This window comes from Catenuloplanes atrovinosus, from assembly GCF_031458235.1.
GTDB classification, from domain to species: domain Bacteria; phylum Actinomycetota; class Actinomycetes; order Mycobacteriales; family Micromonosporaceae; genus Catenuloplanes; species Catenuloplanes atrovinosus.
In genome coordinates, this window is record NZ_JAVDYB010000001.1 from 4,215,446 (window position 1) to 4,229,214 (window position 13,769).

The 13,769-nt window shown below is 73.2% G+C and carries 15 protein-coding genes; 6 read left to right on the top strand and 9 right to left on the bottom strand.

All coding sequences use genetic code 11. The annotated features are described in order from the left end of the window. The first annotated feature begins 102 nt into the window (after positions 1 to 102). Complete coding sequence (locus tag J2S41_RS18835) at positions 103 to 1,284, top strand: carbohydrate-binding protein (RefSeq protein ID WP_310369196.1); 1,182 nt, start codon at positions 103 to 105, stop codon at positions 1,282 to 1,284. Positions 1,285 to 1,337: 53 nt separating this feature from the next. Here the strand turns inward: J2S41_RS18835 and J2S41_RS18840 are convergent, their stop codons facing one another. From J2S41_RS18840 to J2S41_RS18855, 4 genes are all read right to left on the bottom strand, one after another. Next, positions 1,338 to 1,802 carry a nuclear transport factor 2 family protein gene (locus tag J2S41_RS18840; protein ID WP_310369197.1) on the bottom strand — a complete coding sequence of 155 codons (465 nt, stop codon included), beginning with the start codon at positions 1,800 to 1,802 and terminating at the stop codon, positions 1,338 to 1,340. Positions 1,803 to 1,928: 126 nt separating this feature from the next. After that, positions 1,929 to 3,737 (bottom strand): multicopper oxidase family protein, encoded by a 1,809-nt coding sequence (locus J2S41_RS18845; protein WP_310369198.1) that lies wholly within the window; start codon positions 3,735 to 3,737, stop codon positions 1,929 to 1,931. 118 nt (positions 3,738 to 3,855) lie between these two features. After that, positions 3,856 to 5,274, bottom strand: a complete 1,419-nt coding sequence (locus tag J2S41_RS18850; protein ID WP_310369199.1) for a dihydrolipoyl dehydrogenase family protein — start codon at positions 5,272 to 5,274, stop codon at positions 3,856 to 3,858. A 1-nt stretch (position 5,275) separates the two neighbouring features. Next, complete coding sequence (locus tag J2S41_RS18855; protein WP_310369200.1) at positions 5,276 to 5,833, bottom strand: hypothetical protein; 558 nt, start codon at positions 5,831 to 5,833, stop codon at positions 5,276 to 5,278. 156 nt (positions 5,834 to 5,989) lie between these two features. Between J2S41_RS18855 and J2S41_RS18860 the strand changes: the two genes are divergently transcribed. Then, positions 5,990 to 6,586 (top strand): TetR/AcrR family transcriptional regulator, encoded by a 597-nt coding sequence (locus J2S41_RS18860; protein ID WP_310369201.1) that lies wholly within the window; start codon positions 5,990 to 5,992, stop codon positions 6,584 to 6,586. Positions 6,587 to 6,639: 53 nt separating this feature from the next. Here the strand turns inward: J2S41_RS18860 and J2S41_RS18865 are convergent, their stop codons facing one another. Together J2S41_RS18865 and J2S41_RS18870 are read right to left on the bottom strand one after the other, a co-directional pair. Beyond that, positions 6,640 to 6,942: a hypothetical protein gene (locus J2S41_RS18865; protein WP_310369202.1), complete on the bottom strand. Its 303-nt coding sequence runs from the start codon at positions 6,940 to 6,942 to the stop codon at positions 6,640 to 6,642. Between the two features lie 85 nt (positions 6,943 to 7,027). After that, positions 7,028 to 7,909 (bottom strand): SDR family oxidoreductase, encoded by an 882-nt coding sequence (locus tag J2S41_RS18870; RefSeq protein ID WP_310369203.1) that lies wholly within the window; start codon positions 7,907 to 7,909, stop codon positions 7,028 to 7,030. Between the two features lie 83 nt (positions 7,910 to 7,992). Between J2S41_RS18870 and J2S41_RS18875 the strand changes: the two genes are divergently transcribed. Together J2S41_RS18875 and J2S41_RS18880 are read left to right on the top strand one after the other, a co-directional pair. After that, complete coding sequence (locus J2S41_RS18875) at positions 7,993 to 8,571, top strand: TetR/AcrR family transcriptional regulator (RefSeq protein ID WP_310369204.1); 579 nt, start codon at positions 7,993 to 7,995, stop codon at positions 8,569 to 8,571. A 61-nt stretch (positions 8,572 to 8,632) separates the two neighbouring features. Continuing rightward, positions 8,633 to 8,929: a DUF1330 domain-containing protein gene (locus tag J2S41_RS18880; RefSeq protein ID WP_310369205.1), complete on the top strand. Its 297-nt coding sequence runs from the start codon at positions 8,633 to 8,635 to the stop codon at positions 8,927 to 8,929. A 6-nt stretch (positions 8,930 to 8,935) separates the two neighbouring features. On the opposite strand, the gene J2S41_RS18885 is transcribed toward J2S41_RS18880, so the two are convergent. Next, positions 8,936 to 10,000: an amidohydrolase family protein gene (locus J2S41_RS18885; protein ID WP_310369206.1), complete on the bottom strand. Its 1,065-nt coding sequence runs from the start codon at positions 9,998 to 10,000 to the stop codon at positions 8,936 to 8,938. Between the two features lie 74 nt (positions 10,001 to 10,074). Here J2S41_RS18885 and J2S41_RS18890 point away from each other — a divergent pair, with 74 nt between their 5' ends. After that, on the top strand, positions 10,075 to 10,680 hold the full coding sequence (locus tag J2S41_RS18890) for a TetR/AcrR family transcriptional regulator (protein WP_310369207.1): 606 nt from the start codon (positions 10,075 to 10,077) through the stop codon (positions 10,678 to 10,680). Between the two features lie 33 nt (positions 10,681 to 10,713). Here the strand turns inward: J2S41_RS18890 and J2S41_RS18895 are convergent, their stop codons facing one another. Next, positions 10,714 to 10,917: a hypothetical protein gene (locus J2S41_RS18895; RefSeq protein ID WP_310376875.1), complete on the bottom strand. Its 204-nt coding sequence runs from the start codon at positions 10,915 to 10,917 to the stop codon at positions 10,714 to 10,716. Here J2S41_RS18895 and J2S41_RS18900 point away from each other — a divergent pair. Beyond that, positions 10,867 to 11,154, top strand: a complete 288-nt coding sequence (locus J2S41_RS18900; protein WP_310369208.1) for a DUF3027 domain-containing protein — start codon at positions 10,867 to 10,869, stop codon at positions 11,152 to 11,154. The two genes, J2S41_RS18895 and J2S41_RS18900, sit on opposite strands and share 51 nt — an antisense overlap. A 507-nt stretch (positions 11,155 to 11,661) precedes the next feature. On the opposite strand, the gene J2S41_RS18905 is transcribed toward J2S41_RS18900, so the two are convergent. Continuing rightward, positions 11,662 to 13,764 carry an NB-ARC domain-containing protein gene (locus J2S41_RS18905; RefSeq protein ID WP_310369209.1) on the bottom strand — a complete coding sequence of 701 codons (2,103 nt, stop codon included), beginning with the start codon at positions 13,762 to 13,764 and terminating at the stop codon, positions 11,662 to 11,664. Between the last annotated feature and the right edge of the window lie 5 nt (positions 13,765 to 13,769).

The window sequence follows — 13,769 nt, forward strand, 5'->3', positions numbered from 1 at the left end:
TTAGGGAACCTTTAGGGCGGCGACCTCTGGCTTCGATCTGTTAAGAGTCTTAATAATTGGCGAACCCCAATACCTCCGGCTCCCCCACTGGAGAAGATCGCCATGAAGCTCAACCGGAAGTTCGCGGCCGCGCTGGTCGTGGCCCTCACCGGAACCGGGATGGGCGCCTCGCTGGCGCTCGCCCCCGGCGCCTCCGCCGCCGTCGCCTGCGCCCCGGCCTGGAGCGCGTCCGCCGTCTACGTCAAGGACAACACCGTCTCGTACGCGTCCCGCAACTACACCGCGAAGTGGTGGACGCAGAACGAGGTCCCGACCGCCAGCGGCCAGTGGGGCGTCTGGGCCGACAACGGCGCGTGCGGCGGCACCACCCCGCCGACCACCCCGCCGGTCACGCCGCCGCCCACCACCGGCACCAAGATGGCGTCCGCGCCGTACATCTACCCCGGCTGGGGCAACCCGCCGGCGCCGGCGACCGTGATGAACGCGACCGGGATCAAGGCGTTCACCATCGCGTTCGTGCTGGCCAACGGCTGCAATCCGGTGTGGGACGGGGAGAGCGGGCTGACCGGCGGCGTGCACGCCAGCACGATCGCGGCGATCCGGGCGGCCGGTGGCGACGTCGTACCGTCGATCGGCGGCTGGAGCGGCAACAAGCTCGGCCCGAACTGCGCCACGCCGGAGGCGCTGGCCGGCGCGTACCAGAAGGTGATCGACGCGTTCGGCCTCAAGGCGATCGACATCGACATCGAGAACACGGACGAGTTCGAGAACTACACGGTCCAGGACCGCATCCTGGGCGCACTGAAGATCATCAAGCGGAACAACCCGTCGGTGAAGACGATCCTCACCTTCGGCACCACGCCGACCGGCCCCAACGTGCACGGCATCCGCCTGATCAACCAGGCCCGGGCGCTCGACGCGAACATCGACATCTTCACGCAGATGCCGTTCGACTTCAACGGCGGCGCGGACATGTACGCCAGCACCGTGGGCGCCTCCGAGGGCCTGAAGAAGCAGCTCAAGACCACGTTCGGCTGGACCGACGCGCAGGCGTACTCACGGATGGGCATCTCCGGCATGAACGGCCTGTCCGACCAGCAGGAGCTGACCACGGTCGAGACCTGGACCCGCATCCGCGACTACGCGAAGGCCAACAACCTCGCCCGCTTCACGTTCTGGGCGGTCAACCGCGACCGCGGCTGCGCCGGCGGCGGCGTCGTCTCCCACTGCAGCGGCATCGACCAGTCCGACTGGGCCTTCACCAAGGTCAGCGCCGGGTTCTGAGAACCGGATCACGAGCGGTTCCGGGGGTACGGCGTACCCCCGGAACCGCTTTCTCATGGCGCCGGAACGGCCGCCGCCGCCAGGTGCGCGTTCTCCTGGTGGGCCGCGGTGAGCCGCACCCGGCTGAGGCGCCAGCCGTCCGGCGTGCGGACCGCCTCGTCGTCGTAGAAGCCGACCACCAGCCAGCGGTCCGGACCGTCACCGGCCACCTCGCCGGGCACCCAGTGCTCGGCGCGCACGTGCGCGTGGATCGTCGCGCGGTCGCCGTCGATCTCGACGACGTGGCCGGTGATGGCGTGGTGCGTCGCGGTGAACACGCCGAACGCGCCACGGAGGATCTCGAGGTAGTCGGAGAGCGGCACCGTCATCGGCGGCACCCCGGCCACGGACTCGAAGTCGAGCGCGATCGGATCGGTGAAGACCCGGCCGGGCAGGTCGGTGAAGTCCCGCAGGTCAGCTATGTCGGCGTATCGGCTCAGCAACTCGATGAGCTCGGCGCGGTCGGTGAGCGCGTTCATCGCACGGCGTCCTCTCCTGGTTTAACGACAACCTGTCGCAAAGATTACGACACATCGTCGCGAAAGGCCAGGAGCCAGTGCGCGCCGGCCCGGTCTCGAGCACGGTGCCGACCGTGCGGGGCAGCATCATTCCGGCGAGTGGTCCGACGAGTAGGGCGAACTGACGCCGGCGTACGCGAGGTGCATGATCATGCCGTTGGCGCCGTGCGAGAAGTTGTGGCAGTGGTCCATCCAGATGCCCGGGTTGTCCGCGACGAACTCCACCTCGTACGCCTCGCCGGTGCCGACGTTGAGCGTGTCGGTCCACCATGGACTCCCGGAGACCGGCACGCCGTTGCGGGACAGCACCCGGATCCGATGCCCGTGCAGGTGGAACGGATGATCGGCCACGCTGCGGCTGGCGATGCGCACCCGCACCCGGTCGCCGAGCGACACGTCCAGCGTCGGTACGGCCGGGTACAGCCGCCCGTTGATCAGGCTGCTCACGTAGGAGAACCGGCCCTGGCTGAACCCGAAGCCGTCGTCCAGCCGGAGGTCGAACGTCCGCTGGTACGCGCCGTCCGGCCGGTCCGCGCCGGAGCCGTACGCCAGCGGGTCGAACAGCGCGCCGCCGGCCGGCGCGACCGGGTCACGCGCCCCCGGCAAGGCCAGCGTGAGCGTGGCGTCCGGGCTGCCGTCCACCGCGACGATCACCGCCTCGGCCGGCATGGTGAACGCCACGTCGTACCGTCCGCCCGCGGCCAGCGGCAGCCCGGTGCCCGCGCGCAGCTCGGTGGCGCCCTGGATCGCGTTGCCGTCCAGCGCCGCGACCCGGAACGGCACGCCGCCGACCCGGATCGTCTGCCGGTCCTCGGAGCTGTTGACCAGGCGCAGCAGCACGGTCGTGCCGGGCGCCGCGTCCTGCCGCGCCGGCCGGTCCGCCACGTCCAGCGCCGCCCCCTCCGTGCCCGGCCACACGTGCGTGAACAGCGTCCGCTCCAGCGCCGCGACCGGCGCGGCCTCGTCGATGATCAGCGCGCCGAACAGTCCCTTCGCCACGTTCCGCGAGCCGTCCCGGTGCGTGTGGTACCAGTAGGTGCCGGCCCGGGTCGGCACGAACCGGTAGACGTGCCGCTGCCCCGGCGGCACCGCGTCCTGCGTCACGCCGGGCACGCCGTCCTCCGCGTTCGGCACGTCCACGCCGTGCCAGTGCAGCGTGACTCCCTCGGCGACGTCCGTGTTGACCAGCGTCACCTCGACCAGCTGGCCCTTTCGCGCACGCAGCTGCGGTCCCGGCGCGGCCCCGTTCACCGTGATCCCCTCGACGGTACGGCCGGAGGCCAGCGTGATCGCGCCGCGCGCGGCCGTGAGCGTGAACCGCACGTCCGCCGCCCGGTCGCGCGGCCCGGTGAGCCGGTCGACGCTCTGCTGCCCGCCCGCGTGCCGGTGCGCACCCTCCGCGGCCGCGTTCGCCCGCTCCGCCACCACCAGCGTCACGGCGGGCACCAGCAGCGCGACCGTGGCCAGCCACGGCAGCGCGGCCGGCCGCGACCCGGCCGCCCGCCGGCGGGTGAGCGGCACGGACAGCGCGGCGACCAGCACCAGCACCGCGACCGAACCGGCCAGCACCGCGGTCACGTCCCGCGGGCCGAACGGCACCAGCAGCCACCAGACGGACAGCAGCACGCCGGCCGTGGCCACGTGCGCCGCGGTCCGGCCCGGCCGCCACAGCGCCCAGGCGACCGGCAGCACCGCCAGCGGCACCTGCACGGTCAGCCGCGAGTCCGCCAGCAGCACGCTGCCGGTCATCAGCGCCACGGCGACCGCCAGCCGCGACGCCACCACGGCGGCGACCACGCGGGCCCAGGTCCGGCCCGGCCGGAACCCGTAGACCGGCGCGACCGCGAGCGCCACCACCGCCAAGGTCAGGTCGACGAAAATCAGAATCCCGTACACCGCACCACGGTGACCGCCGGGGCCGCTTCCCCGCGTCGGCAGTCGGTGCCTACCGCCGGATCTAGGCATCGACCGGCCCGCCCGGCCACGGAGGTGGCGGGACGGGCCGTCCGCGCGGTCAGCGGCCGTAGGTCTCCAGCAGCCGCAGCCAGATCTCGCTGACCGTGGGGTACGCCGGCACCGCGTGCCAGAGCCGGTCCAGCGGCACCTCACCGGCCACCGCGATCGTCGCGGCGTGAATCAGCTCCGCGACGTCCGGCCCGGCCAGCGTGCACCCGACGATCACGTGCCGGTCCTCGTCCACCACCATCCGGGCGCGGCCCCGATAGCCGTCCGCGTGCAGCGAGGCGCCGGCGACCGCGCCCAGGTCGTAGTCCACGACCCGGGTCCGCAGCCCGGCCTCGTCCGCCGCGGCGGCGGTCAGGCCCACCGACGCGACCTCCGGCTCGGTGAACACCACCTGCGGCACCGCGCTCACGTCCGCGGTGGCGGCGTGCCGGCCCCAGCGGCCGTCCTCCACGGGCTCGCCCTTCGCGCGCGCCACGATCACGTCGCCGGTCGCGCGGGCCTGGTACTTGCCCTGGTGGGTGAGGAGCACGCGCCGGTTCACGTCGCCGGCCGCGTACAGCCAGCCGCCGCCGTCGACCACCCGCATCGTCTCGTCGACCGTCAGCCAGGAGCCGGGCCGCAGCCCGATCCGGTCCAGGCCGACGTCCCACGTGTTCGGCGTGCGCCCGACCGCGACCAGGACCTCGTCGGCCTCGATCTCCTCGCCACCGGCCAGCGTGATGCGTACGGTGCCGTCCGCGTCGCGGCGCACCGCGGTCGCCTCGGCGCCCGTCCGCACCGACGCGCCGGCCTCCCGCAGCGCCTCGGCGACCAGCTCTCCGGCGAACGGCTCGGCCGCCGGCAGCACGCCGCCCCGGGCCAGCAGCGTCACCGCGCTGCCGAGCGCCGCGAACGCGGTGGCCATCTCCGACCCGACCACGCCGGCACCGATCACGGCGAGCCGGCCCGGCACCGCGCTCGCGGCGGCCGCCTCCCGGCTGGTCCACGGCGCGGACGCGCGCAGCCCGTCGATGTCCGGCACCAGCGCGCCGCTGCCGGTGGCGACGACCACGGCGTGCCGGGCGGTCAGCGTGCTGATGACGCCGTCGTCGCCGGTCACCTCGACGACCTTGGCGGAGGCGATCCGGCCGTGGCCGCGGTGCAGCGCGATCCCGGCCGACTCCAGCCAGGCGACCTGGCCGTCGTCCTTCCAGTGCGCGGCGAACTCGTCGCGCCGGCCGAGCACCGCGGCCACGTCCAGATCCCCGGTCGCCGCCTCCCGCGCGCCGGGCAGCCGACGGGCCGCCCGCAGCGCGGACGCGCTCCGCAGCAGCGCCTTGGTGGGCATGCAGGCCCAGTACGAGCACTCGCCGCCGACCAGCTCGCGCTCCACGATCGCGGCCGTCAGGCCGCCCTTGACGACGCGGTCGGCGACGTTCTCCCCGACCGGCCCGGCGCCGATGACGACGACGTCGTAGGTGGTGTCCATGTCACGCCTCCCGGGCGGCGCGGCCCAGCCGCAGGGCCGAGATGAGGAAGAAGACGCCGCCCGGGATGGCGTACCCGATCGCGTTGGTCAGCGTGATCCCGTCCTGGGCGGCCGACGCGATGAACGACGTACCGGCGAGCACGGAGATGGCGCCGCTGATGATCATCGGCCACTGGCCGCCCATCCGGCGCCGGGTGACGCCCACGATGAGCTGGAGCAGCCCGGCGACGACGGCCCACGCGCCCCAGACGCGCAGCACGGCCGGGATGCCGGAGGTGGTGGCGATCGCCACGCCGACCGCGGTGAGCAGGCTGATCGCGATGTTCGCGTAGAGCAGGACCGGCCGCCCGGTGGTACGCGACGCCCGCAGGTCGACCACGGCCGCGGCCACGTCGAACAGCGGGTAGAGCACGAGCAGCGCGATCGCGAGCGGGCCGAGGTTCGCCGCGGTGGTGAACATCGCGAGCGCCCAGACGATGGCGAAGGCGAAGCGGACGAAGTACAACCGCCGCAGGGTCGACGCGGTCCCAGCGACGCCGGGTGATGCAGTGGTGGTCACAGTGGATCCTTTCCAACGACCGGCTCGACCGGCACCAACAAGAACGAACGTTCTGTCACGCCGAAGCATGGACCGTCGCCGCCGCACTGTCAAGACCGAACGTTCTACCTACCTAACTCCGTGCGGAACGAACGTTCTGTCCGCTACAGTCGGCACATGACGCACGGCGACCTCGCGACCCGGCCCTCGGAGGCACGGCTGCGGCTGCTCACCACGGCGACCCGGATCTTCTACGCCGAGGGCATCCACGCGGTCGGCGTCGACCGGATCACGGCCGAGGCCAAGGTGACCCGGGCCACCTTCTACCGGCACTTCCCGAGCAAGGAAGATCTGGTGCTGGCGTACCTGCGCGCGGTGCACCAGTTGGAGCGCGACCGGTTCGACGCGGCCGTCGCCGGCAACGCGTCACCGGGCGACGCACTGCTCGGCATCGCGGACGCGATCGCGGAGAGCATCCGGACGCCCGGCTTCCGCGGGTGCGCCTTCCTGAACGCCGCCGCGGAGTATCCCGCCGCCGACCACCCCGTACACCGGGAGATCATCACCCATCGGCAGTGGTTCCTGGAGACCATCACGGCGCTGCTCGCGCGCGCCACGGACGAGCCGGCGGACCCGGCCGCGCGCCACTACGTGATGCTCCGCGACGGGGCCATGGCGGCCGGCTGCCTGTTCGACCCGAAGCTGGTGGCCGAGACGTTCCTGCACGGCGTCGAGGGCCTGGTCCGCATCCACACCGGCCGCCGGACCACCTGAAACGGCATCGGCGCCACGGGCCGGGTGGCCCGTGGCGCCGATCGGGCGATCCGCTAGCGCTCGATGTCCGAGAACAGCCCCTTGAACGGCACCCGCGTGCCGGCCAGCCCGCCGAAGACCTCGGCCGCCGCCGGGGTGGCCACCGCGGCGGACGCGTCCTCGTAGCTGTCGAAGTACAGGTCCAGCGTCCGGTACGCGGGCGTGGGCGTGCCGTCCTCCTTCGGCCACACCTTGGCCGACTCCAGTCGCAGCAGCCGCGGGAGCGTGGCCGCGGCGGCCCGCACCTCCGCGTAGGCCTTCTCGAACTCGTCCGGGTCCGCGGGGTTGTCGATGACCAGCGTGATCTTGGTGGGCACGGGGCTCTCCTCGCTCAGGTGTAACGAACGTTCTATCCACCTGGAACGCTATCGAGCGCGGACCGCCCGGTCAAGACCGAACGTTCTACCTCTCCATCCGCTCCAGGTCGTCGAGGAGGCTCGGCCGCTTCGGCACCCAGTCCAATTCCTCGCGGGTACGCACGCCGGACGACGGCTGGTCGATCGCCATGATCGCGCCGATCGGGCCGTACGTCTCCGCGGGCACCGGCCGGACCGGCAGGCCCAGGCGGCGGCCGATGACCGTGGCGAGGTCGCGCACCCGGTCCCCCTCGTCGGCCACGGCGTGCCAGGCGCGGCCGGCCGGTGACCGCTCCAGCGCCAGCCGGAAGAGCACGGCCGCGTCGAGCACGTGCACCGCGGGCCAGCGCTGCTCGCCGTCGCCCGGGTAGCCGGACACGCCACTCTCCCGCGCGACGGCGGCCAGCATGGCCGCGAAGCCGCCGGGCCCACCGTGGTGCACGCTGCGCGGCAGCCGGACGGAGGAGGCGCGGACCCCGCGCGCGGCCAGCGCCAGCGCGCCGGTGACCGCGACACCCCGGCCACCGACCGGCCCGTCCGTGGACGCGGGGTCGTCCTCGGTGGACACGCGGCCGGCCATGACCGGCGTGCCGGCCACGGTCACGAACGGCCGGTCACTGCCGATCAGGACCTCACCGAGGGCGGCGATCGCGGCGCTCTCCTCCGCGACCGCGCCGGCCAGCGCCTCCGCGGTGCTGAAGTCGTGGTGGAACGCCAGGTGGATGACGCCCTCGGCCCGCGCGGCGCCGGCGCGCAGGACGTCGAGGTCGGCGAGGCCGCCGCGCAGCGGCTCGGCGCCGGCCCGCTCGGCGGCCCGGGCGGACGCGTCGGAGCGGGCGAGGGCGAGGACGGTGTGGCCGTTGCCGAGCAGCTCGGCGACGACCGCGGACCCGATCGCGCCGGTGCCGCCGGTGACGAAGACGTGCATGACTTCTCCCCAAGTGATGGGACTCTTGTCCCGTCACCGTAGCAGAGTGATGGGACCAAAGTCCCGTCACTATGATGGACCGCATGGCACGGTGGGAGCCCGGCGCGCGCGAGCGCCTCGTCCTCGCGGCCGTCGACCTGTTCAACGAGCAGGGCTACGACGCCACGACGGTGGTCCAGATCGCGGAGCGGGCCGGGGTCACCAAGAGCACGTTCTTCCGGCACTTCCCGGACAAGCGCAGCGTGCTCGCGGCCGGCCAGGAGACGCTGAGCCGCGCGTTCGCCGCCGGGATCGCCGAGGCCCCGGCCGGCGCCGGCCCGCTCGACGCCGTCGCCGCCGGCCTGGAGCGCGTCTCCGCCTCGATGGGCCCGCTCAACCGCGAGCTGGCGCCGCGCCTGCGGGCCGCCGTCGCCGCGAACGCCGAGCTGCAGGAGCACACCGCGCTCAAGACGGTCGGGCTGGCGGCCGCGGTGACGGCCGCCCTGGTCGCGCGCGGCGTGCCCGACCCGGTCGCGGCGCTCGCGGGCGAGCTGGGCACGCTCGCCTTCAAGCGCGGCTTCGCCGAGTGGTCCGAGGGCGACCGCGCCGCTCACGACGACCTGTCCCGCTACACGCTGGCCGCCCTCGCCGACCTGCGCGTCGCCACCGCCGCGCTGGGCTGACCGCCCGATCGTCCATAGTGGTGGGAACGCATCAGTCCCGTCGCCCGTGGAGGACCGCGCAGTGACCGCCTACGTCATCATCGATCTCGATGTCACCGATTCGGCCGGATTCCGCGAGTACGCCGAGGCCGTACTCCCGATGATCCGGCGCGCCGGGGGCCGCCCGCTGGTCTCCGACCGGCAGCCCGTGGTCCTGGAGGGCGACTGGACGCCGTCCACCGTGGTCATGTACGAGTTCCCGGACCGGGAGGCCGCGGAGCGCTTCTGGCACTCGCCGGAGTACCAGCCGCTCAAGGAGCTGCGCCGCCGGTACGCGACGGTCCGGGTCGTCGTCGCGGAGAACCCCCCGCGCCCGTGACGGCCGTCAGCCGCCGAACGGCACGCCGCCGCACCAGACGCGGACGACCCCGCGGGTGGCGCGGATGTCGGCCAGCGGGTCGCCGTCGATCAGCAGCAGGTCCGCGCGCAGGCCCGGGCGCACGGCGCCGCGGTCGGCGAGCCCGAAGTGGCGGGCCGGCAGCACCGTGGCCGCGCGCAGCGCCTCGGCGGGCGTGAGGCCGGCGTCGACGAGTAGCTCCAGCTCGCGGTGCATGCTCTCGCCGTGCGGCACCGGTGACGGGCTGCCGGGTGCGGCGTTCGCGTCGGTGCCGGCCAGGATCGGCACGCCGGCCCGGTGCAGCTCGCCGACGCCGCGGGCCGCGCCCGCGTACGCCTCGGCCCGGCCCAGCGCGCGGGCGAGCTCCTCCATTATGGTCAGCGTCGGCACCGCGACGCGCCCGTCCGCCGCCACCCGGGCCGCCGTCGCGCCGTCCAGCGGCGGGCCGAGCGGCACGTGCGTCACGACGTCCGCGCCGATGTCGAGGGCCAGCGCGTACGCGCCGGCCGAGGCGGCGTGCGCCACCACGATCCGGCCACGGGCGTGCGCGGCGGACACCACCGCCGTGGCCGCGGCGGGGTCGGGCCCGCCCTCACCCGGCGCCTCCAGCACGATCTTGATGTAGTCGGCGCCGTCCGCGAGCCGCGTCTCCACGTACCGCTCGGCATGATCCGGGTCCGTCAGGACCGCCTCCGCGGGCATTCCCAGGTGCGAGTGCGGCCCGGCCGGACCGATCACCGGCAGGCCCGCGCTGCGGAGGTCCGCCGTGCCGGGCACGCCGCGCAGCGACGCGGCCAGACCGGCCGGCCAGCTCGCCATGTCGAGCCCCGTGGTCACGCCGTGGGCCGCGAGCCGGTCCAGCGTCTCCCGCCCGTGCAGGTGCACGTGGGCGTCGATCAGGCCCGGCAGCAGCACCGCGCCGCCACCGTCGTAGGGCGCGGCGCCGGTCGGGTCGTCGCCGATCAGCCCGCCGTCGACGACCACGGTGCGCGGCTCGGTGAGGCGCTCGCCGTCGAAGACCCGGATGTTGGTGAGGGCGGTCCTGTCGCTCATGCGCGCTCCCCGTTAAGAGACGAATTTGTTCCTTAATGTAGGCCATCCGCCCGCCGGGCGCTATACAGGACCTCATGACCACCACGCCGGCCCGCGCCACCCGGCGCCGCGGCGACGAGCTGACCCGCGCGATCTACCTGGCCACGCTGGCCGAACTCGCCGAGACCAGCTTCGACAAGCTCAGCTTCGACCGGGTCGCCGCGCGCGCCGGCACCGGCAAGGGCGGCATCTACCGCCGCTGGGCCTCCCCCGCCGACCTCGTCCTCGCCGCCCTGACCGACCCGCTCTGCGGCTTCCCGGACACCCCCGACCCGCGCACCGGCAGCCTCCGCACCGACCTGCTCACCCTGCTGCGCGGCTTCGCCCACGCACTCGACGAGCCGCACGGCCGCGCACTGCGCCCGCTGATGGCCCAGCGCGCCCGCCACCCCCATCTGTACGAGCGCATCCGGGACCTGGTCTTCCGCCCCCGCCAGGAAATGATCCTCGGCGTGCTCCGGACCGCGGTGGACCGCGGCGAGGCCCGTCCCGGCGCGGTCACCCCCCGGATCGCGGCGCTCGGCCCACGCTTGGTGCTGGCCTCCCACATGGACGCCGGCCCCGTCCCGGACACCGAGACCACCGCCATCGTCGACGAAATCCTCATACCGCTGATCCGGCCTCTCTCACCCACCCCCTGACGCGAGACCCATCACAGCCGTAAGGATCCGCAACTAAATCAGCTTGCCGAGCAGCTCGGCGCCCGCGTGATTGCTCGCGACCGAGGTCGTCAGTTGGACGGTGGATTCGGAGAATTGGCGGTCAACATTGAACGGCGAGTCACTACGGCAGACGGCATCGCTCGAATCCTGGGAGGTGAGTGAAACTTGCTTCGCGGACACGCAGCTAGCAGCCCCGACGCCCTGAATGAGATCCACAAACGGTGGGTCGCCGGTCGCAACCGAGATACTGCCAGTGCCGACTATCGCGATGAATGGTACGACGAGCAGTGTGGGTTATGTAAGTTTTGGTTCCCGCTTGCCGGCGAATTGGGATCGGACTATGGAGTTTGCGCTAACGCCCAATCACCCTTTGACGGTAGGGTCCGATTTGAGCATGACGGCTGCGATGAATTCGACGATGCGGGAGAGTGGGTCACGCCTGATTCAGCGTGACGGGCCAGGCAATCAATAATGTCCAGCACATCGAATGTCTTTAGTGGCAGAATCCGTCTTCGGGCGACTCATTTGGACATTGGGTGACGCCTCTGCCAAGATGCCGATGCCGCCATCTTTGTACGCTGGCAGGCACATCGTCGGCACCCGGGCCACATGGGAAGGCGCTACTCTGCGACTCGGTACGGGATGCCGCGGACGACGTGACTCGGCGTCGCGAGTGGTTCAGCGCCGATCCCCGAACCACTCACGAGGTGGCTGGTGGTTGGATCGCCCCGTTCGGCCGGACTGTCCGAGGCTTCGTGTGGCGGGCGGTCGGGTGTGGTGGGCGTGCGCGCGGGGAACTCTGTGCCTGAGGACCACGGCCGGCTTCACCTTCGAGATATACAGCGATCTCGCTTACGGAGAATGGATTCTCTCGGTGTGGTCTCCCGACGACGAACAGCGGATTCCCGTCTACGACCTCGAGGGACCGATCCCGCCCGAGCTGGCATAGGGATGCGCGAGTCACGCGTCGGTCGGGGGGTCCAGCGCGGTGAGCAGGCGTTCGGCGGTGGGGAGTTCGGGGTGGTTGAGCATGCGGAGGATCGGCAGGGCGGCGTGCAGCGCCGCGGCGGCCTCGGTGGGCCGCCGTTGCGTGTGGGCGAGCGTGGCGAGCCGTAGGTCGACGAGCGCGGTCTGCAGGGTGGCGCCGTCGGCATCGAGGAGGTCTCGGGCCTGCCGGAGCGGCGGCTCGGCCTCGGTGGTGCGGCCGGCGGCGAGCAGCGTCTGGCCGAGGATGGTCAGGCATCGGCCCTGGCTGTAGCGGTCCGGCAGCGCGGCCAGCCGCGCCGGCAGCGGCTCCAGGCCGGCGATCGCCTCGTCGAAGCGGGACAGGCCGGCCAGCGCGCGGGCCCGGTGCATGCGGATCAGCAGGCGGCCACGCGGGGAGCCGTCGCGGTCGGTCAGCGGTACGGCCTCGTCGAAGTGGGCGAGCGCGGCCGCGTAGGACTCGCGGTGCAGTTCGGCGAGGCCGAGCCACTCCAGGGCGCTGGCGGTGCCGCGGCCGTGTCCCTGCGATCGGGCGATGCCGAGCGAGCGGGTCAACGCGGCGATAGCGGGTTCGGCGCGGCCGGACTCCAGGTACGCGCAGCCGAGCTGGTGATGCATCCGCAACTGCGCGACCGGGTCGCCGGACTCGGTCGCGGCGCGGACGCCGAGCTCGTGGGTGCGGATCCAGGCCTGGTAGTCGCGTCCGCGGAAATACAGGTTCCACAGCGCCTCGCAGAGCTGCCAGACCAGATCGTGCCAGCCGTGGTCGTACGCGACCGTCACCGTCACGGCCAGGTTCGCGGCCTGGGCGCTGAGGTGTTCCATGGCGGCGGCACGTTCGGCGGCGTCCGGCGAGGCGGTGAGGCCGGCGTAGCGCGGGCCGGCCCGGAAGCGGTTCGACACGGTGGCGTCGGCGCGAACGGTGTCGTCCAGGCGGTGTTCGACCACCCGGCGCACGGCGTCGGCGAGGGCGCCCGGTGGCTCGTCCCGGGTGGCGACCTCGCGGGCGTGGGCGAGGATCAGGCTGTGCATCCGGTAGCCGGTGCCGTGCTCCTCGATCAGGTGCACCTCGGCGAGCGTCTGCAGCAGGTCTTCGGCCTCGCCGGGCGGGAGCGCGGCGAGCGCGGCGGCCGACTCGGCGCTCACGTCCGGGCCGGGATGGTGGCCTAGCAGCCGGTACAGCCGGGCGACCGGCGCGGTCAGCTGCTGGTACAGCACGTCGTAGATCGCGCGCACCACCGGGACCCCCTCCACGGTGAGGCTGTCGAGCGGCTGCCGCGCGGCGTGCACCAGGCGGGCGATCGGCCAGCGCGGACGGCTCGCCAGGCGGGCGCCGGCCGCGGACACCGCCAGCGGCAGGTACTCGCACAGGCTGGTCAGCGCGACCGCGTCGGGGCGCTCCGCGGCCACCCGGGCCTGATCGATCAGCGCCCCGAGCAGGGCCAGCGCCTCGTCCTCGGGCATCCGGCCGAGCTCCAGCAACGCGTTCCGGTCGCCGCCCAGGCCGTCGAGGGAGTGCCAGCTGGTGACCAGCACGACCGCGCCGGTGGACGCCGGGATGAGCGGCCGCACCTGGCTCGCGCTGAGCGCGTCGTCCAGCAGCACGAGGACCCGCCGGTCGGCGGTGAGGGTACGGTACAGCGCCGTTCGCTGGTCGAGCGTCTGCGGTACGCGTGCGGCGTCCACGCCGAGCGCGATGAGGAACTGGCCGAGCACCTCGGTGGTGGACGTCGGCACGTCGGTGCGGCCGCCGAGCGTGGCGTACAGCTGCCCGTCCGGGAAGTCCGCGCTGACCTGGTGACCCCAGTGCAGCGCGAGCGCGGTCTTGCCGACGCCGCCCTCGCCGGTCACGACCACGGTGATCGGGCGTCCCGGCCGCGCGCCGGTGCCACGGTGCCGGTCCAGCGAGCGGACCGCGTCGCGCCGGCCGCTGAACACGCCCGGTCCCGCGGGCAGCATGCGCGGCACCGGTGGTGGGGCGGCCGCACGCTGGTGAAAGTGGACGCCGCCGAAGACCTGGCGGGCCAGGACCGCCAGGTCGGCGCTGCCGCCGAAGTCGTTCACGTGTTCGGCAGCCACACATC